Source organism: Achromobacter sp. (assembly GCF_049647645.1).
Taxonomy (GTDB): domain Bacteria; phylum Pseudomonadota; class Gammaproteobacteria; order Burkholderiales; family Burkholderiaceae_B; genus Achromobacter.
Map to the genome: position 1 here is coordinate 1 of NZ_JBARYB010000098.1, position 16,759 is coordinate 16,759.

Consider the following 16,759-nt stretch of genomic DNA (forward strand, 5'->3'; position numbering starts at 1 on the left):
CAGGCGGGGGGGCCATGCCCGGGGCCGGAGCCGTCGGCGGCGGCCTGGTGGTGCTGGGCGGCACCGTGCCCGCAGGCACCTGGATCACCGTTTCACGCAAGACCCCACCGCCCTGCACGCTGCCGCGCACATTGCTGGGCGAGGTCATCTGCGTGACGCAGTCCTGGCGCGACGCCGCCGGCAGACGGTTGCAGCGGTCCAGCATGTTCTGCTGGTACTGATCGGTGCTGCCGTCCTTGAGCTTGCTGCTTCCGGCTTCCTGGCGCGCCGCGCCGGCTTCGCGCATGCAAGCCGCCTGGTCCTGGCCGGTGGCGCCGCTCTTGCAAGCGGCGACGTCCTGCTGGTACTGGGACTGGGCGGAGCCGCGGCCGGTCGCATCAGCCGCGTGGACCGCTCCCGCGGCCAGCATCAGGCCGGCAGCGCAAAGCGTCGCCGCGAGGCGTTTGGTGTGCATGGGTCGTGTAATCATGGCAGCTCCTTGAAGTTGATTGAACCGTTACCCACTATCCCACGATGACGCTTCTGCTGCATGTCCAGCGACGTGAAATCGTAAGCCGAGGTTTCAATTGACGCAGCGCAACAAGCCCCTTTTAGCTGGCATCGCGGTCGGCGTCGGCCTTGCTGAGCCGGTTGCGATAGGTCGCCGCGCGCATCAGCAGCATCGCGGTCACGGGCGAAGACACGATCAGCAGCAGCGTGATGATGACTTCATGAAACACAGGCCGGGACGACAGCGCCGAAAACACCAGGATGGAAGCAGCCAGCACGCAGCCGCAACCCATGGTGTTGCCCAAGGTAGGCGCGTGGATGCGGGCATAGAAGGTGCGAAAGCGCAGCAGGCCGGCCGACCCGGTCAGTGCGAGCAGCCCCCCGAGCACCAGCAGGATGCTGGCGGGTATGGCGGCCCACAGCGGGATCTGGGCGTCGATCATGGCTCGATCACCTCGCCGCGCAGCAGGAAGCGCGCCATCGCGGTGGAACCGACGAAGCCGAACAGGGCGATCAGCAGCGCAATGTCGAAGTACACGGACGTGCCGGAGCGGATGCCGAACACCAGCATGGTCAGCATGCCGTTGATGTACAGCGTGTCCAGGGCCAGGACGCGGTCCTGCGCGGTGGGACCGCGCAGCAGCCGGATGGCGGCGAACACCATGCCCAGCGCGAAGCAGAGCAAGGCGAAGGACGCGGCCCAATAAAGTATGTTGTTCATTCGAAAATCTCCATCAGCGGGCGCTCGTAGCGTTCCTGGACCAGCTTGATCCAGTCGCCCTCGTTCTGCAGGTCCAGCACGTGCAGTTTCAGGCGGTGGTCGTCGGTCAGGTCCACCCAGACGGTGCCCGGCGTGTAGGTGACGATGCAGGCCAGCATCGCCAGGCCGTGCGGGTCGCGCATGGTCAGCGGGATCATGATGAACCCGGGCGAAAAGTTATTGCGGCGCGGATTCAGGATCAGCCGCGCCACGGCGATATTGGATTTGATGATGTCCGCGGTCACGTGCAGGAACAGCGGCACGGCCTTCCACAGCCGGCGCGGCCGGGCCTTGAGCGGCCGCAGCCGGGAAGCCGCCCAGGTGAACCACAGCGCCAGCGCGATGCCCAGCGCGATCTGGCCGGCGGACGCGCTCTCATTGAGCACCAGCCACAGGACGAACAGGTAGACCGGCAGGAACAGGAAGTAGAGACGGCGCATCAGCTTCCTCCCTTGAGGCCGCGCACGGTCTGCGCCGACATGACGGCATCGATGTAGGACTTGGGCTGGTCGAGCGAACGGGCCGCGTCGTCCAGGTACGCCGATACCGGGCCCGCGCCAGCCGCCAGGCCCACGCAAAGCAGCAACAGCGCCGCCACGGGTCCGGCTTCGATCAGGCGCAAGCGCGGCGTGCTACGGTCGTCGCTGGCCCAGAACACCCGGATGCCGGTACGGCCCAGGCCGATAAGACCAGCCAAGCCGGAAACGAGCACCGCGGCCACCAATATCCATGCATCCATGGGCACGGCGGATTCGTTGGCGGCGGACACCGCGGCCGACAGTAGCGACAGCTTGGCAACGAAGCCCGACAGGGGCGGCAAGCCAGTCACCAGCAAGGCGCAGCAGATGAAGGCCAGGCCCAGGAAGGCCATGGCCGCGGGTATGGCCACGCCCACCACGTCGTCGGAACGGTTGACCGAGGCCGGATCGTCCAGGTCGAAGGCGTCGAGGGTCACGGCCAGCACGTTGGCGCCGAAACTGCGGGTGCGTTCGATCAGCTCGGCCAACAGGAAGAATGCGCCCGTGGTCAGCACGGAACTGATCAGGTAGAACAGCGCCGGACCGGTCAGGGTCACGCCGGGCATGCCCAGCGCGGTCAGGAGCGTGCCGGCGGACACGATCACGCAGTAGCCCACCATCTTTTCCAGTTGCTGGGTGGCCAACAGGCCCAGGCCGCCGAACAGCAGCGTGGCCAGTCCCGCCGCGAACATCCAGTCCAGGCTGAAGGCCGCCGGCGCGCCGGTAGGCAGCAGCAAGGAGCCGATGCGCAGCAAGGCGTAGATGCCGACCTTGGTCATGATGGAGAACATGGCCGCGATCGGCGCGCCGGCCGAACCGTAGCCCTTGACCAGCCAGAAATTCAGCGGCCAGGCGCCCGCCTTCACCAGGAAGGCCACGCCCAGGATGGCCGCCCCGGCTTCGAACAACATGCGGTCCGCGCCCGTCAGGTTGCCGGCGCGCACCGCCAGGTCCGCCATGTTCAGCGTGCCAGTGACGCCGTAGATCAGCGCGATGCTGATCAGCAGCAGGAACGAGGCCACCAAGTTCACCGCAATGTACTGCAGGCCGGCGCTGACGCGCGCCACGCCCGAACCATGCAGCAGCAGGCCATAGGACGCGGCCAGCAGCACTTCGAAGAACACGAACAGGTTGAACAGGTCGCCCGTGAGGAACGCGCCGTTCAGGCCCATCAGCAGGAACTGGAACAGCGAATGGAAGTGCACGCCGGCGCGGTCCCAGCGCGCCAGCGCATAGACCAGCGTGGCCAGTCCCAGCACCGCGGTCAGGGTCAGCATGACGGCGGCCAGGCGGTCGACCACCAGCACGATGCCGAAGGGCGCGGGCCAGTCGCCCACCAGATAGACCCCTACCCCGTCCGGCCAGACGCCGGGCACGCCGCCGCCCGCCACCACCAGCAGCGCGATGGCGGCGGCCAGTTGGCCCAGGGTGGAGACGAGCGCGATGGCGCCACGGGTATAGCGGCGGGTGTCAGCCAGCAGGAGCATTGCCGCGCCGGCCGCAAGCGGCGTGACGATGGGCAATACGGGCAGGTGTTGCAGCCAAAAATTCAAGATTGGGACTCCCGTCCATCAACGTGGTCGGTACCCGTGAGGCCACGCGAGGCCAGCAGCACAACCAGGAACAGCGCGGTGGTGGCGAAGCCGATCACGATGGCCGTCAGCACCAGCGCCTGCGGCAGCGGATCCGCATACCAGGAAGGATCATGGGCCACTGCCGGATCGACCACGGGGGGACGGCCCGAGGTCAGCCGGCCCATGCCGAAGATGAACAGGTTCACCGCGTAGGAAACCAGCGACAGGCCCATGATGAACTGGAAGGTCCGCGGCCGCAGCAGCAGCCAGACGCCCGAGCCAGCCAAGACACCGATAGCGATGGCGTATATCAATTCCATCAGGCTTCCCCTGTTTGTGCGGCGGCCGCCTGGATTTCGACGGCTGCCTTGCGTTGCGCGCGCAGCGATTGGTGGGCCAGCGCCACCAGCACCAGCACGGTGGATCCCACGACCAGCATGTAGACGCCCAGGTCGAACAGCAGCACGCTGGACAGGTGCACGTGGCCGATCAGCGGCAGCGCGACGTCCCAGGACAGCGCCGCCAGGAAGGGCTTGTAGGCCAGCCAGGCGGTCACCGCCGCCGCGCCGGCGAACAGCAGGCCGATGCCGATCCAGTTCTGCGGGTTGAGGCGGCTGCGCGACTCCACCCAATACACGCCGCCCACCATGTACTGCAGGATCACGGCGGTGGCGAAGATCAGTCCGCCCACGAAGCCGCCGCCCGGCTGGTTATGGCCGCGCAGCAGGAAGTACACGGAAATCAGCGCGGCGGTGGGCAGCAGCAGGCGCACCAGCACGGTCGGCACCATCATCGAGCCCGTGGGCACCAGCGACTTGATGTCCGGCGCCTCGGGCACGCCGCCGTCCTGGTCGAGTTGCTGGCGCGGCAGGTCCGCGCTTTCAGCGGCCGGACGGAAGCGGCGCAGCAACGCGTAGACCGTCAGCGCCACGATGCCCAGCACGGTGATTTCGCCAAAGGTATCGAAGCCGCGAAAGTCCACCAGGATCACGTTCACCACGTTGGTGCCGCCGCCGTCCGGTAGCGCACGGTCGACGAAATACGAGGAAATGGTGTCGGCTTGCGGACGCACCAGCACCGCATAGGCCAGCGCGGCCATGCCGGTGCCCGCGGCGCCCGCCATCAACAGGTCGCGCAGACGGCGGCCGCGCGCCCGCAACGTGACCTTCAGGGTTTCATCCTCGTCCTGTTCGATGCGCCGAGGCAGCCAACGCAGGCCCAACAGCAGCAACACCAGGGTCACGACCTCGACCGACAGCTGGGTCAGCGCCAGGTCTGGCGCCGAGAACCAGACGAAGGTCAGGCAGGTGATCAGACCCGCACCTCCGGCCAACGCCAGCGACGCCAGGCGGTGGTACTTGGCCTGGAAGGCCGCAGCCAGTGCGCAGCCCGCGCCCACCAGCCACAGCAGCGCGAACGCCGGATCGATCGGCGTCATGCGGCCGGCGCCATCCAGCCAACCGCCCCAGCGCAACGGCAGCCAGGCCACGAACAGCGTGCCCAGCACGATCAGCAGCATCTGCACCTGCAGGCGCGAGGACGCCAGCCAGCGCAGCAGCCAGGCGGCGGCCACGCTGGAACCGTCCAGCAGCGCCTCGAAGGTGCGGCGGCCGTCCAGGCGATAGATGAACGGCACCCGGCCCGGGTTGGCGCGCTGATGCGCGCGCAAGGCCAGGTAGAGCAGGACGCCGGCCGTGGTTGCCACCAGGCTCATGACCAGGGGCAGGTTCACCCCATGCCAGACGGCCAGACTGTACTCGGGCATGTCCTGGCCCAGGATGCTTTGCGCCGCCGTCGCCAGGAACGGACCGACGGTCAGGCCGGGCACCACCCCCACCAGCAGGCAGATGGCCACCAGCAGCGCGCTGGGGAACAGCATCCAGCGCGGCGGCTCATGCGGCGCGCGCGGCAGGTCGGTAGCCGGGGGGCCAAAGAACACTTGCAGGATGAAGCGCAGCGAATAGGCCACGCTGAACGCGCCCGCGATGGTAGCCACCAGCGGCAGGCCAATCTCGGTAATGCGGTCGCCGCTGACGAAGGTGGTCTCGGCGAAGAACATTTCCTTGGACAGGAAGCCGTTGAGCAGCGGCACCCCCGCCATGGACGCCGCCGCCACCATCGCCAGCGTGGCGGTGATGGGCATGGCCTTGTACAGGCCGGACAGCCGGCTCAGGTCGCGCGTGCCGGTCTCGTGGTCCACCACGCCCGCAGCCATGAAGAGCGAGGCCTTGAAGGTGGCATGGTTGATCATGTGGAAGATGGCCGCGACCAGCGCCAGCGTGCTGTTCAGGCCCAGCAGCAGCGTGATCAGCCCCAAGTGGCTGATGGTGGAATACGCCAGCACCCCCTTCATGTCTTGCTGGAAGATGGCGGCATAGGCGCCCAGCACCAGCGTGATGAGTCCGGCCCCGCCGATGATCCAGAACCATTCATCGGTGCCCGAGAGCACCGGCCAGAACCGCGCCAGCAGGAACACGCCCGCCTTCACCATGGTGGCCGAATGCAGGTAGGCGGATACGGGCGTGGGCGCCGCCATGGCATTGGGCAGCCAGAAATGGAAGGGAAACTGGGCGCTCTTGGTCAGCGCGCCCAGCGCCACCAGGATCAGGACGGCCGGATACCAGGGGTCGGCGCGCACCAGGTCGCCCGCCGCCAGCACCCGGTCCAGGTCATAGCTGCCGACGATGTGGCCCAGGATCAGCACGCCGGCCAGGAGGCACAGCCCGCCCCCGCCCGTGACCGTCAGCGCCATGCGCGCGCCGCGGCGCGCGTCCAGGCGGTGATGCCAGTAGGCGATGAGCATGAAGGACGCCAGGCTGGTCATTTCCCAGAACATGACCAGCTGGATCAGGTTGCCGGACAGCACCACGCCCAGCATGGCGGCCATGAAAGCCTGGAAGAACGAGAAAAAGCGCGGCACCGGATCTTCCGGCGACATGTAGTAGCGCGCGTACAGCACCACCAGCGCGCCCATGCCGGACACGATCAGCGCGAACAGCCAGGCATAGCCGTCCATGCGCAGGGTGAACTGCAGGCCCAGGGCGGGCGCCCAGGGCATGTCGAAGCGGACCACGCCGCCGTTGGTGACTTCGGGATACAGGCTGATGACCAGCACCACACAGGCCAGGGCGATCAGGCCCGCCAGCCAGGCCTCGGCATTGCGGGCGTTGGATGGCAGGAGCGCGGCGCACAGGCTGCCGGCAAACGGCAGAGCGAGGATCAGGATCAGCGACATGGCGTTCCGAGAGTGTCCGGGCCCCCTCCCGCTGGCGCAAGGCAGCGAAAGACGAACAGACCGGGGATTGAAAAACGGACGGAACCCTGGCCCGGTGCGTCGCTGCACTACACGTTGCCCCGCGGGGGACATCAACCAACGCCATTGAACGGCGCAGACAGAAACAAACGCAATAGCTTTCTTGCAAGACCGGCCAAGAATCTCATACGAAAAATATCAGATTCTTGTAAGTTATGCAGAGATTTATGTGTGTACCGAGCGGATGACGGCACGTTCGATGCGCAATCCTTGCGCAATTGAAATATTCCTGAAGCCATTCATGTCTTTGTCAGCAATGGGTTTTTTCATCTATTGCCGTCTTCTCCCGGCATCAACGCCATAAATAAATAACCCTGGGCAAGCCGGGGTCTCTCCGGGTTGACCGCGGGAAATTTACTGTGTGGAATGGCGCCCATGAAGCACAGGCCGCGCCAGCATCCCGGCGCGGCAAGCTTCACCGACGCCGGCCCAAGAAGCCGGCCGGGTCGGAAATTCAAATAATCTGGAGAAGACTCTTGACCATGCTGTCCCAAGCCAAGGCCGTCCTGGCCGCCGCCATCGCGGGCCTCTGCCTTAGCACCGCCGCGCAGGCCGCCGACCCCTACCCCAACAAGCCCATCCGCCTGATCGTGCCCTTCGCCGCCGGCGGCACCACCGACATCGTGGCGCGCATCGTCGCCGAGGGCCTGACCCGTGAGCTCGGCCAGGCGGTGGTCGTCGAGAACCGCGGCGGCGGCGGCGGCTCCATCGGCGCCGACGCCGTGGCGCGGTCCACGCCCGACGGTTACACCCTGGGCGTCGCCACCGTCAGCACCATGGCCACCAATCCGGCCACCAACCCCAAGAACCCGTACAACCCGCTGAAGGACTTCGCGCCCATCACCAATATGGTGAACGTCCCCAACGTACTGACGGTGAACCCGGCCGTGCCGGCCAAGACCCTGGCCGAGTTCATCGCCCTGTTGAAGGCCAACCCCGGCAAATACGCTTACGCCTCCTCGGGCGCGGGCGGCATCGGCCACCTGGATGGCGAGCTGTTCAAATCGCTGACCAAGACCGACATGGTGCACGTGCCCTACCGCGGCTCGGGCCCGGCCCTCAACGACGTGATCGCGGGACAGGTCAACGCCCAGTTCGACAACCTGCCCTCGTCCATGCCCCACATCCAGGCCGGCAAGCTGCGCGCCCTGGCCGTGGCCGCGCCCAAGCGCCTGCCGGCGCTGCCGGACGTGCCCACCTTCTCCGAAGGCGGCCTGCCGGAAATGGACAACATGGCCTGGTACGGCCTGGTCGCGCCCGCCGGTACGCCGCAGGCGGTGATCGACCGTATCCATGACGCGACCGTCAAGGCGCTCAAGGATCCGAAGATTGTGCAACGCCTGGCCGACGGCGGATCGTTGGTGGATGGCAACACGCCTGCCGAATACGCCGCCCAGATCAAGCGTGAGCTGGAGCTGCGCCAGCGCATCGCCAAGGAACGCAACATCCAGTCGACCAACTGATCGTCCGCTGCACCGCGCCGGCCCGTCTTCGGGGCCGGCCATACTCAAGAGCCGGCCTTCCCAGGCCGGCTCTTTTCCTGTTACCCGCGCATTTCCGGCAGGCGTGCTTTCCCGAGGCCCGGCCTTGACTGCAATCGCCTCGGTGGTAGCATGTGCGACCGTGCGATCCCATCTTTCTCCCCTCCCCTGCGCCGCCTGCGCGCTTTGCGCCCTGCGCTCGACCCTGTTGAGCTCGCAGGAAGTCGCCGCGCGCTCCGCCTACGCCCGCTCCAAGCCCGGCTAATCGCCCGCTTTTCCCCTTCCTGAGCCTTATCCCGGCCCGCCGCCGGCTGCCTGCGCACATCCGCGCTTTCCGCAGCCTTGCTGCCGGCCGGCGCCAGCCCTGCCGCGTGGCCGGGCCCCAAGCCTCGTCTCTTTATCCGCAAGCCGCCGGAGGCTTTCGGCCAGGCCACGCACCGACCCATACCAAGCGCCATGCAACTCACCAAGAATTTCGTCAAAGCCAAGAACCCCTGCGCGGGCGGCTACAAATGGTTCATCCGCGACCACAACGGGCAAGGAGACTACCAGGCCGTGCTTGACGCCTTGGTCGCCGACGGACGCGTCAGCGACGCCTGCTGGCTGCTGGACCAGTTCGGCCCCACCGACGCCGTGCTGCGGCTGGATTCCGTCGACGCCAACGCCATCGTCTTCGCCGGCACCCTGGAAGTGCGCATGGGCATCAACGTGGACAGCGTGGCTCGCGCCGGGCGCAGCATCATTACCGGCGGCGGCATCCGCGCCGGCGAGACCATCCAGGCGGGCGAGAACATCACCGCGGGCGCAACCATCGCCAGCGGCGGCAATATCCGCGCGGGCGGCGACGTCATGGCCGACTGGGGCATCGAAATCGCCACCCGCCTGGATTGCGGCGGCAACGTCCGCGCCAAATGGGACATCTGCGCCGGCCAGGACCTGGCCGTGACCGGCCATCTGCATGCCGGACAAGACGTACAGACGCAAGGCGCGATCAAATGCGGCCAAGGCATCAAGGCCGGCGGCGACGTGCGCGCCGAAAAGGAAATAGACGCGGCCTGCGGCATCCAGGCCGGCGGCTCCATCCAGTGCGGCGAGCACCTCGCCTCCGGCTGGGGCCTGATCGCCGGCGAGGACATCCGCGCCGAAGGCGCGATCCGCGCGGGTGAAGGCGTGCAGGCCGAAGGGATCATCGAAGCGGGTGCGGGGCACGGCATCTACGCCGGCCTGAGCGTGCGCCTGGACGCCTGGGCCGCCTGCGCGCGGGTCGTGGCGCAGAGCCGGCCCGAGCAGCTGGTCAGCGGGCACTGGCACGGCCAGGACAGCGCCGCCTACGCATAGCGGCTGCCCCGGCACAGCGCTCCAGACGGAGCACCGCTTACTCTGGCTTGATGTTCGCTTCCTGCATGCGCCGGCCCCAGGTGCCCAGTTGCGCCTGCACGAAAGCTTGCTGCTGCGCCTGCGTGTTCGGCGCCGCCGTCATGCCCAGGGCGGCAAACTTCTGCTGCACCTCGGGCCGCGCCAGCGCATCGTTCACCGCCTTGTTCAAGCGCTCCAGGATCGCTTGCGGAATGCCCGCAGGACCGGCCAGGCCGACCCAGACCACCAGGTCGAAATCCTGGTAGCCCGTCTCGGCAAACGTCGGCACGTCCGGAAAATCCGGCAGCCGGCGCTCGGTGCTGATAGCCAGCGCCCGCAGCTTGCCGCCACGCAATAGCGGCGTCGCCACCGAGAGGTCGGCCATCACGTAGTCGACCTGGCCTCCCGCCAGGTCCGTCAGCGCCGGCGGTTGGCTCTTGTACGGCACGCCTTCGGCGCGCACGCCGGCGATGCGATTGAAGGCGGCCGCGCCTACCTGCCCGCCGGGCGAACCGTAGCCGTAGTTCAAGGAACCCGAGGCGGCCTTCTTCACGAACGAGGCCAGGTCCTTGTACGGACCGTCGGCGCGCACCAGCAGCAGCATGGGCATGGTGGTGAGGCGCGACACGTGGCTGAAGTCCTTCTGCGCGTCGTAGGGCAGGTTCTTGAACAGGCCCGGATTGATGGAGTTCAGGGAACTGCTGGAGATCGTCAGGGTGTAGCCGTCGCCCGGCGAACGCACTGCGTACTCGGTGCCGATCAAGCCTTGGGCGCCAGGCTTGTTTTCGACGATCACGTTGGCCTTCAGATCGCGCCGCAGTTCTTCCGCGATGATGCGGGCGCTGGTGTCGGTGGCGCTTCCTGGCGAGAAGGCCGCGATGATCTTGATGGGTTTGTCGCCGGGATAGGTGTCGGCCTGCGCCGCGCCCTGCGCGGACAGGCCCAGCACGGCGCACGCCAACAGCGCGAATCGAATCGTTTTCATGGTTTTGTCTCCTGGTTTTATGGGTACTGCCTGGTTTGCCTTACCGCTCTGACGGCGGTGTTGCGGCATTCATTTCGCCCAAGCGCGGCGGGCCCCGGCGTATGGCCGCGGGGGTGCCGGACAGCTTTATCGGTATGCCCGGCCCGTGGTAGTCGTCGCGCCGGACCACCATCTGGCGATGCTCGGTATGCGCGGCGGCGGCCACCGACGCCATATCAAGAATGGGCGCGGCGGGCACGTTCTGCGCCAGCAGCTGCTTGCCGAACGTCTCGCCATCCACCTGAGCGAAAGCCCGGGCCAGCGCCGCATCCACGGCCTCGCGGTTGACCACCCGCTGCCCGTTGGACTTGTAGCGTTCGTCCCGCGCCATTTCGGCAATGCCCAGCTGCGCGCACAACTTGCCGAACAGACGATCATTGGCGACCGCGATGAACAAGGGGCAGGTCCGGGTCTGGTAGACGTTGTAGGGCACGATGTTGGGATGCCCGTTGCCGCTGGGCCGCGGCGTGTTGCCCGAGGCCAGGTAGTTGGCCAGGAACGGATGCGCCACGGACACGGCCGAATCGTAGAGGCACACGTCGGCCATCTGCCCGCGCCCGGTGCGGTGGCGGGCCTGCAGCGCCAGCAACACGGCAATCGCGGCATTCATGCCGGTGGTGAGATCGACCACCGGCACCCCCAGCCTCAAGGGTTCGCCGCCCGCCTCGCCGTTGATGCTGAGCAGGCCGGCCATGGATTGCACGGCCGCGTCGTAGCCCGGCAATTCGCCCAGCGGGCCATCGTCGCCGAAACCCGTGATGCGGCAATGGACCAGGCGCGGAAAACGCTCGGTGATGGCGGACGGTTCGGCCACGCCCCAGCTGCGCAGCGTGCTGGCCTTGAAGTTCTCGATCAGCACGTCGGCGGTTTCCAGCAACTGCCAGAACGTCTCGCGTCCGGCCTCGCTGTTCAAGTCCAGCACCATGCTGCGCTTGTTGCGGTTCACGGCGCGGAAATAGGCCGAACTGCCGTCCACGAACGGCGGGCCGAAGCCGCGGCATTCATCGCCCTCCGGCGACTCGATCTTGATCACGTCGGCGCCGTGGTCGCCCAGCATCTGGCCGCAGAACGGCCCTGCCAGGACGCGCGACGCGTCGATGACGCGCAGGCCGGCCAGTGCGCCGCCGGCATCGCTGCTATGCATGTCTGTCTCCTTTCCGTTTCAGGGCTCAGGCCGTGGCGCGGGCGATCAGCCAGCTGAATTCCCGGCCCTGTGCGCCCGCCTGCGTGGTCATGCTGAGCGCAAGCCGGTGGTTGTGCGCGTCCAGCGCCCCTTCCAGCAAGCCATTCCAGGCGCGCGCCACGCAAGGGTGCGCATCAGCCACGCCGTCCATCAGGCTCCAGCCGCGCTGCGTCACGTGCACACCCTCCGGGGTTTCGGTCAACTCGCAGGCGTCGCCCTGCGCTTGCGCCAAGGCCGCCATGAAGCGCCCGAACTGCAAGGCGGAGCAATCCTGCTCCACGCCCAGCGCCCGCGCCGTCTCGTGATAGAACTGCATGCCTATCATTCTTCCGGTCAGATGCAGCAAGCCTGCGGCGTCCTCCGGTCCCCACAGGTTCACGGCGACGGGCAAGGCGCTGCGCACGTACTCCATGGCGTAATTGCGGCTGGCCTTGGCCAGGCGCGTCGCGGGCCAATCGACGGTAGGCAGCGTGGGCGCGGCCACCGCATCGAAGTCGGGCGCGTCCTCGTTGCGGCAAAAGCGCAGGCGCTCGTGCGGCTGCAAGTCGCGGTCGTACTCGTAGTAATAGCCCTCAAGGCCGGATTGGCCGTCGACGGCCTGCTTGGTGCACACGAATCCCAGCCGCGGATTATTCAGCGACACGCCGTTCTGCGCGTGCCAGCCCGCCAGCATGGCGCGCGACACCTCCGACGGAATCGCGCACAGCGCGGTGCCCGACCAGATCCAGCGCGGCGCGGAATAGCGTATCCAGGCCTTGCGGTCGGACTCGTGCATGTACTGCACCGCCACGCCGCCGATATGGTTGGACAGGTAGTGATACTGCGCCGCCGCGACGGCGGGCGGCAGATGCGCGATGCCCAGTTTCTTCAGGCCGGGCAGGAAGCGCTCGTTGCGCTGGCGGCAGAAGATCTCATAGACCAGCTCCGCGGCGCGCGCGGTGCCGCGGCGGGTCACGGCGGACAGGACGATGCCCGTGAAGTAGGCGTGGTACCACTCGGAAACCGCGCGCCAGCCGCGTTCCTCGGATTGCATGTCATGCATGGCCATTGACTCCGATGGGAGCCGCCACGGATCCGGGCAGCAGGGATTGCATGGACGCGACGGCGAAATCCGCGATGTCGCGCGCGATGGCCTCGCGATCGGCCTCCGATTCGCCCTCTCTCGGGCGATACCACATGGTGGTCCAGTTCAAGGCGCCCAGCAGCGGCTTGACCTGCAAGGCCGGGGGGCCGCGCCGGAAATCGCCCGCCGCCATGCCCGCCTCGATCACGCTGCGGAACAAGGACTCGTAGCGGTCGCGCTGCCGCACCAGCTCTTCAAGTTCGGCGCGCTGGCCCGCGGTGGTGCGTCCGGCCAGATGCAGCTCGACGCCCTGCACCGTGACACGCTGGTATGGCAGATGCGCCATCATCAGATGGGTGTGGGCATGGGCCATGTTCCACAACCGCTGCGGCGGCGACGCGGCAGCGTCCTCGGCCAGCGGCGCCAGCGCATCCAGGTTCAATTGCATGGCGCGCCTATGCACGGCGAAGAACAGGTCGGTCTTGCTGCGGTAGTAGTAATAGACGCTGCCTTTCGTGACGCCGATCAGGTCGGCGACCGAATCGATCGTCGTCGCGGCGAACCCCATTTCGGTGAAGGCCTGCGCGGCGGCGTCCAGCAGTTCCACCTGCCGCAGCGGCATTTCGTCGTAAGGAACAACAGTCTTGGTTTTCATGGCGTCCCTAGCGTTGCGCGGCTGCGCCGGCGCTTTTCTTGATGGCGCGGGCCAGGACCACGCGCTGGATTTCGGAGGTGCCTTCGTAGATTTCGGTGATGCGCTGGTCGCGATAGCAGCGCTCCACCGCGCTGGGCTTCACATAGCCGCGGCCGGCCAGGATCTGCATGGCGTCGTCCACCACGCTGTGCGAGGTTTCGCTGGCCAGCAGCTTGGCCATTGCGCCCAGCGTGCCGATGTCCTGCCCCGCGTCGTAGGCGCGCGCGGCCTCGTAGGTCATCATCCGCGACGACGACAACGCGGTGGCCGCATCGGCCAGCTTGAAGCCCACGCCCTGGTGGTCGATGATGCTGCGCCCGAAGGTCTGGCGCTGGACCGCGAAGTCCCGCGCTTCGGCATAGCTGCACAGGGCAATGCCGTTGGCCTGGGCGGCCACCACCACGCGGCCGATGCTCAGCGTCGCCAGCGCGAGCTTGAGCCCTTCTCCCAACGCCCCGACCACGCTTTCCGCGCCGACCCAAGTGTCCACTTTCAAGTTGGTCGTGGTGGTGCCGCGTATGCCCATCTTGTCTTCGTAGTGGTCCACCACCACGCCAGACGCGTCGCGGTCGACCACGAATGCGCTGATGTTGTTGCGCGCGCCCGGTTCGCCCGTGCGTGCGAACACGATGAAGTAGCGCGAATGCCCGCCGTTACCCAGCCAGCACTTTTCACCCCGGATGCGCCAGCCATCGCCTTCCGGCACCGCCGTGGTCGACAGGGCCGCCGCATCCGAACCCGCGCCGCGCTCGCTCAGGGCGAAATTGACCGCATGGCCATCGCGCGCCAGGCCGCCCAGCAGCACCATCTTCTGTTCGGCGGAGCCTCCCAGGATGACCGGGAAGGCGCCCAGCGACAGCGCCGCCAGGATGGCGGCCGTGGAGGCGCAGCCCTGGGCCACGGTCTCCACCACCGCCACCAGCGAGGTCAGCGATGCGCCTGCGCCACCGTATTCGGCCGGAATGAAAAGCCCGGAAATCCCGCTTTCCCGCAAAGGCGCCAGGTGTTCCACGGGGTAACGCTGGTCCCGGTCGATGGCAGCGGCGGCGGGCGCGAACGCTCGCGACGTCAGCTCGGCGGCCTTGTCCCGCCAGGCGCATGCTTCCGGGTTGAGTGAGGGATTCCAGATCACGGACATCGTTGTCTCCAGCAACATACTAATCAGTATTTAGTGAGTTGAACGAGAACATACTACTTGGTATTTTTCTTCGATACCCGGGGAAAACCCGGTATGCAATGAGGAGGCTCCGCAGGCGGCCACCCGTCCGCCCGCAGAACCCCAGCGTCAAGCGGCAGCGATCGCGTCTATGCGGCTGTCGCCTGTGGCGCCGGGTTGCGCAGCACCAGCATCAGTCCCAGCAGGATCGCCCCCATTCCGCCCAGGCTGAGCGCCGACAGGCGGTTGCCCAGGATCAGGTAGTCCAGGGCCGCGGTGCCGGCCGGGACCAGATAGAACAGGCTGGTGACATTGACGAGATTGCCGGCCTGGATCATGCGGTAGAACAGCAGGGTCGCGCCGACGGATATCACCAGCCCCATCCAGATCAGCGGTAAAACGAAGCCCGTCACCCACTCCACATGGATAGGCTGGAACGGAACGAACCACAAACACAGCGCCAGGCTGACCACGTATTGCAGCGGCATGACGTCCATGGGCGTCTGGCGCACGCGCTTCTGCAGCATCGCGCCGCTGGTCATGCAGAGCAGCGCAGCCAGCGCATAGACCATGCCGGCCGCGGAAAAGCGCGCCATGCCTATGCTCTGGTAGACCACCATCACCAGCCCGCACAAGGCGAGAAACAGCCCGGCCAGGCGCGGCCACGAATAGCGCCTTTCCATCACGGCCAGCGTCAGGATGGGCTGCGCGCCCAGCAGCGTGGCCAGCACTCCCGGCGTGATGCCGTGGTCCAACGCCAGCAGGTAGCAGATGGAGTAGCCGCCGATGAGCAGCAGGCCCGTGGCCGCCACGGTCAGGCGCGTGCCTGGCGCGGGCAGCCAGCGTCGCCGCCATACGCAGATCAGCAGCAGTACGGCCAGGGCCAGGATGAAGCGCAGCAGCAGGAAGCCGAACGCGGAGGCGTGGGACAGCCCCCATTTGGCGAAAATCGCGCCGCCGCTCCACAGCAACACGAACAAGGAAGTGGAGCCATAGGAGGTCCACGCGGTTCTATCGAAAGACATGAGGTTTCTACCTGTCGGGGTATTAACAGGCTCCGGCTCCGCCCGCGCAGGCGCACGCAAGCGTGCGCTAGACGGATGCAATACGCATCAAGACGTCTGGCAAATCTGCAGGGGAAGGGACTGGAGTCGCGTTGCGGACGGCGTCAGCCGACGACGACCGCGGCAGGCGGGTAAGCGCCCGAGACCACGCCGCAAGGCGGCGCGACCGGCGGCGATACCACCGTGGACACGACAGGAGAAAAACCGGGGGAAACTGCGGAGTGCCGGGACGACACGCGCGCGCGCCCATCGGCTGCGGAAGCAGCGGATGCGAAGTCGGCGAGGAACGTGTGATCAGGCATGGGGCGTAGCCTACCGTCTGCGCGCAACGCGGTCAAGCGATGCGGCGCTGCTCCACGCCCATGTCGCGCCACGCTTCGCCATGGCAGGTGAACATCAGGATCTGGTGGCGCGTGGCCGCGTCGAACAACGCGCGCTTCATGAAGTCACGGCGCGCGTCGTCGGTGTGGACCAGCGCGTCGTCCAGCAGCAGCAGCGTCGGACGCCCTGCTTCGCGTAGCAGGTCCGCGTAGGCAAAGCGGGCCAGGATGCCCAGCTGCTCGCGCGTGCCGAAGCTGAGCGCGGACAGCAGGTCCTCGCCGCCGGCGCGGCGCAGGGCCATGGGCAGCAAGGCTTCGTCCAGCCGCAGGTCGGCCTCGGGGAACAGCAAGGCCAGGTAGTGGTTCAGCCTGCGGGCCAGCGGCGCCTGCAGGCGTTGCGTGGCGGCGGCGCGCTTGTCCGCCAGCAGCTTCTGCAAAAGCTCCAGGGCGGCCGCCCGCCGGGCGAAATCGCCGCGCCGCCGTTCCAGCCGTTCGCACGCGGCCTCGGCTTCGGACAGGCGTTCGCCCAGCCCTTGCGCCCCCGCCTGGTCCAGCTTGCCCTGCAGTTGCAGGATTTCGCCGTGGCGCTTGTGCTGCGCATCGCGCTCGATGGCGGCGGACTTCTCGTAGCGCTGGACATCCTGCTCGACCAGTTCGGGACGATGGCCGGCCAACGCGGCCTGCGCGTCGCGCACGCGCCGCTCCAGCTCGTCATGGCTGCTGCGCGCCTCGGCAAGCCGGCCGGCGCGGGCCTGGCGTTGCGC

Annotated in this window: 17 protein-coding genes; 2 read left to right on the plus strand and 15 right to left on the minus strand. The window is 67.3% G+C overall.

Features of this window, described 5'->3' with window-relative positions; translation table 11 throughout:
* The 7 genes from WBB14_RS11655 to WBB14_RS11685 all read right to left on the minus strand — a co-directional run.
* Positions 1–469 (minus strand): hypothetical protein (locus WBB14_RS11655; RefSeq protein ID WP_424239950.1); only part of this gene is annotated, 469 nt, incomplete at its 3' end.
* 121 nt (positions 470–590) lie between these two features.
* Positions 591–932, minus strand: coding sequence for a monovalent cation/H(+) antiporter subunit G (mnhG, locus tag WBB14_RS11660; protein ID WP_424239951.1), 342 nt, complete (start codon positions 930–932; stop codon positions 591–593).
* The gene (locus WBB14_RS11665) at positions 929–1,210 is read right to left on the minus strand and encodes a K+/H+ antiporter subunit F (protein WP_013394078.1); all 282 of its coding nucleotides are present in this window, start codon (positions 1,208–1,210) and stop codon (positions 929–931) included. Before WBB14_RS11665 ends, mnhG begins: the two co-directional genes overlap by 4 nt.
* Complete coding sequence (locus WBB14_RS11670) at positions 1,207–1,689, minus strand: Na+/H+ antiporter subunit E (protein ID WP_424239952.1); 483 nt, start codon at positions 1,687–1,689, stop codon at positions 1,207–1,209. The genes WBB14_RS11665 and WBB14_RS11670 overlap by 4 nt, the downstream gene beginning before the upstream one ends.
* On the minus strand, positions 1,689–3,320 hold the full coding sequence (locus tag WBB14_RS11675; RefSeq protein ID WP_424239953.1) for a monovalent cation/H+ antiporter subunit D: 1,632 nt from the start codon (positions 3,318–3,320) through the stop codon (positions 1,689–1,691). The genes WBB14_RS11670 and WBB14_RS11675 overlap by 1 nt, the downstream gene beginning before the upstream one ends.
* Positions 3,317–3,661 carry a Na+/H+ antiporter subunit C gene (locus WBB14_RS11680; RefSeq protein ID WP_013394081.1) on the minus strand — a complete coding sequence of 115 codons (345 nt, stop codon included), beginning with the start codon at positions 3,659–3,661 and terminating at the stop codon, positions 3,317–3,319. Before WBB14_RS11680 ends, WBB14_RS11675 begins: the two co-directional genes overlap by 4 nt.
* Complete coding sequence (locus WBB14_RS11685) at positions 3,661–6,576, minus strand: monovalent cation/H+ antiporter subunit A (protein WP_424239954.1); 2,916 nt, start codon at positions 6,574–6,576, stop codon at positions 3,661–3,663. Before WBB14_RS11685 ends, WBB14_RS11680 begins: the two co-directional genes overlap by 1 nt.
* Before the next feature lie 560 nt (positions 6,577–7,136).
* Here WBB14_RS11685 and WBB14_RS11690 point away from each other — a divergent pair.
* Together WBB14_RS11690 and WBB14_RS11695 are read left to right on the plus strand one after the other, a co-directional pair.
* Complete coding sequence (locus WBB14_RS11690) at positions 7,137–8,117, plus strand: Bug family tripartite tricarboxylate transporter substrate binding protein (protein ID WP_424239964.1); 981 nt, start codon at positions 7,137–7,139, stop codon at positions 8,115–8,117.
* Between the two features lie 474 nt (positions 8,118–8,591).
* Complete coding sequence (locus WBB14_RS11695) at positions 8,592–9,473, plus strand: hypothetical protein (protein WP_424239955.1); 882 nt, start codon at positions 8,592–8,594, stop codon at positions 9,471–9,473.
* 37 nt (positions 9,474–9,510) lie between these two features.
* Here WBB14_RS11695 and WBB14_RS11700 read toward each other — a convergent pair whose 3' ends face one another.
* From WBB14_RS11700 to WBB14_RS11735, 8 genes are all read right to left on the minus strand, one after another.
* Positions 9,511–10,476: a Bug family tripartite tricarboxylate transporter substrate binding protein gene (locus WBB14_RS11700; protein WP_424239956.1), complete on the minus strand. Its 966-nt coding sequence runs from the start codon at positions 10,474–10,476 to the stop codon at positions 9,511–9,513.
* A gap of 40 nt (positions 10,477–10,516) precedes the next feature.
* Complete coding sequence (locus WBB14_RS11705; RefSeq protein ID WP_424239957.1) at positions 10,517–11,659, minus strand: CaiB/BaiF CoA transferase family protein; 1,143 nt, start codon at positions 11,657–11,659, stop codon at positions 10,517–10,519.
* Positions 11,660–11,684: 25 nt separating this feature from the next.
* Complete coding sequence (locus tag WBB14_RS11710; protein ID WP_424239958.1) at positions 11,685–12,740, minus strand: hypothetical protein; 1,056 nt, start codon at positions 12,738–12,740, stop codon at positions 11,685–11,687.
* On the minus strand, positions 12,733–13,416 hold the full coding sequence (locus tag WBB14_RS11715) for a TetR family transcriptional regulator (RefSeq protein ID WP_424239959.1): 684 nt from the start codon (positions 13,414–13,416) through the stop codon (positions 12,733–12,735). The genes WBB14_RS11710 and WBB14_RS11715 overlap by 8 nt, the downstream gene beginning before the upstream one ends.
* Before the next feature lie 7 nt (positions 13,417–13,423).
* Positions 13,424–14,593 (minus strand): acyl-CoA dehydrogenase family protein, encoded by a 1,170-nt coding sequence (locus tag WBB14_RS11720; RefSeq protein WP_424239960.1) that lies wholly within the window; start codon positions 14,591–14,593, stop codon positions 13,424–13,426.
* A gap of 167 nt (positions 14,594–14,760) precedes the next feature.
* A complete protein-coding gene (locus WBB14_RS11725; RefSeq protein ID WP_424239961.1) occupies positions 14,761–15,636 on the minus strand; it encodes a DMT family transporter in 876 nt (291 codons plus the stop codon).
* 143 nt (positions 15,637–15,779) lie between these two features.
* The gene (locus WBB14_RS11730) at positions 15,780–15,977 is read right to left on the minus strand and encodes a hypothetical protein (RefSeq protein ID WP_424239962.1); all 198 of its coding nucleotides are present in this window, start codon (positions 15,975–15,977) and stop codon (positions 15,780–15,782) included.
* Between the two features lie 32 nt (positions 15,978–16,009).
* The coding region (locus WBB14_RS11735) for an ATP-binding protein (protein ID WP_424239963.1) at positions 16,010–16,759 on the minus strand (750 nt) is incomplete at its 5' end.

Bases quoted from the DNA above. Each gene is read 5' to 3' on its own strand.
- mnhG (WP_424239951.1), bottom strand. From the start codon at position 932: ATGATCGACGCCCAGATCCCGCTGTGGGCCGCCATACCCGCCAGCATC.
- WBB14_RS11665 (WP_013394078.1), bottom strand. From the start codon at position 1,210: ATGAACAACATACTTTATTGGGCCGCGTCCTTCGCCTTGCTCTGCTTC.
- WBB14_RS11670 (WP_424239952.1), bottom strand. From the start codon at position 1,689: ATGCGCCGTCTCTACTTCCTGTTCCTGCCGGTCTACCTGTTCGTCCTG.
- WBB14_RS11680 (WP_013394081.1), bottom strand. From the start codon at position 3,661: ATGGAATTGATATACGCCATCGCTATCGGTGTCTTGGCTGGCTCGGGC.
- WBB14_RS11685 (WP_424239954.1), bottom strand. From the start codon at position 6,576: ATGTCGCTGATCCTGATCCTCGCTCTGCCGTTTGCCGGCAGCCTGTGC.
- WBB14_RS11690 (WP_424239964.1), top strand. From the start codon at position 7,137: ATGCTGTCCCAAGCCAAGGCCGTCCTGGCCGCCGCCATCGCGGGCCTC.
- WBB14_RS11695 (WP_424239955.1), top strand. From the start codon at position 8,592: ATGCAACTCACCAAGAATTTCGTCAAAGCCAAGAACCCCTGCGCGGGC.
- WBB14_RS11700 (WP_424239956.1), bottom strand. From the start codon at position 10,476: ATGAAAACGATTCGATTCGCGCTGTTGGCGTGCGCCGTGCTGGGCCTG.
- WBB14_RS11705 (WP_424239957.1), bottom strand. From the start codon at position 11,659: ATGCATAGCAGCGATGCCGGCGGCGCACTGGCCGGCCTGCGCGTCATC.
- WBB14_RS11710 (WP_424239958.1), bottom strand. From the start codon at position 12,740: ATGCATGACATGCAATCCGAGGAACGCGGCTGGCGCGCGGTTTCCGAG.
- WBB14_RS11715 (WP_424239959.1), bottom strand. From the start codon at position 13,416: ATGAAAACCAAGACTGTTGTTCCTTACGACGAAATGCCGCTGCGGCAG.
- WBB14_RS11720 (WP_424239960.1), bottom strand. From the start codon at position 14,593: ATGTCCGTGATCTGGAATCCCTCACTCAACCCGGAAGCATGCGCCTGG.
- WBB14_RS11725 (WP_424239961.1), bottom strand. From the start codon at position 15,636: ATGTCTTTCGATAGAACCGCGTGGACCTCCTATGGCTCCACTTCCTTG.
- WBB14_RS11730 (WP_424239962.1), bottom strand. From the start codon at position 15,977: ATGCCTGATCACACGTTCCTCGCCGACTTCGCATCCGCTGCTTCCGCA.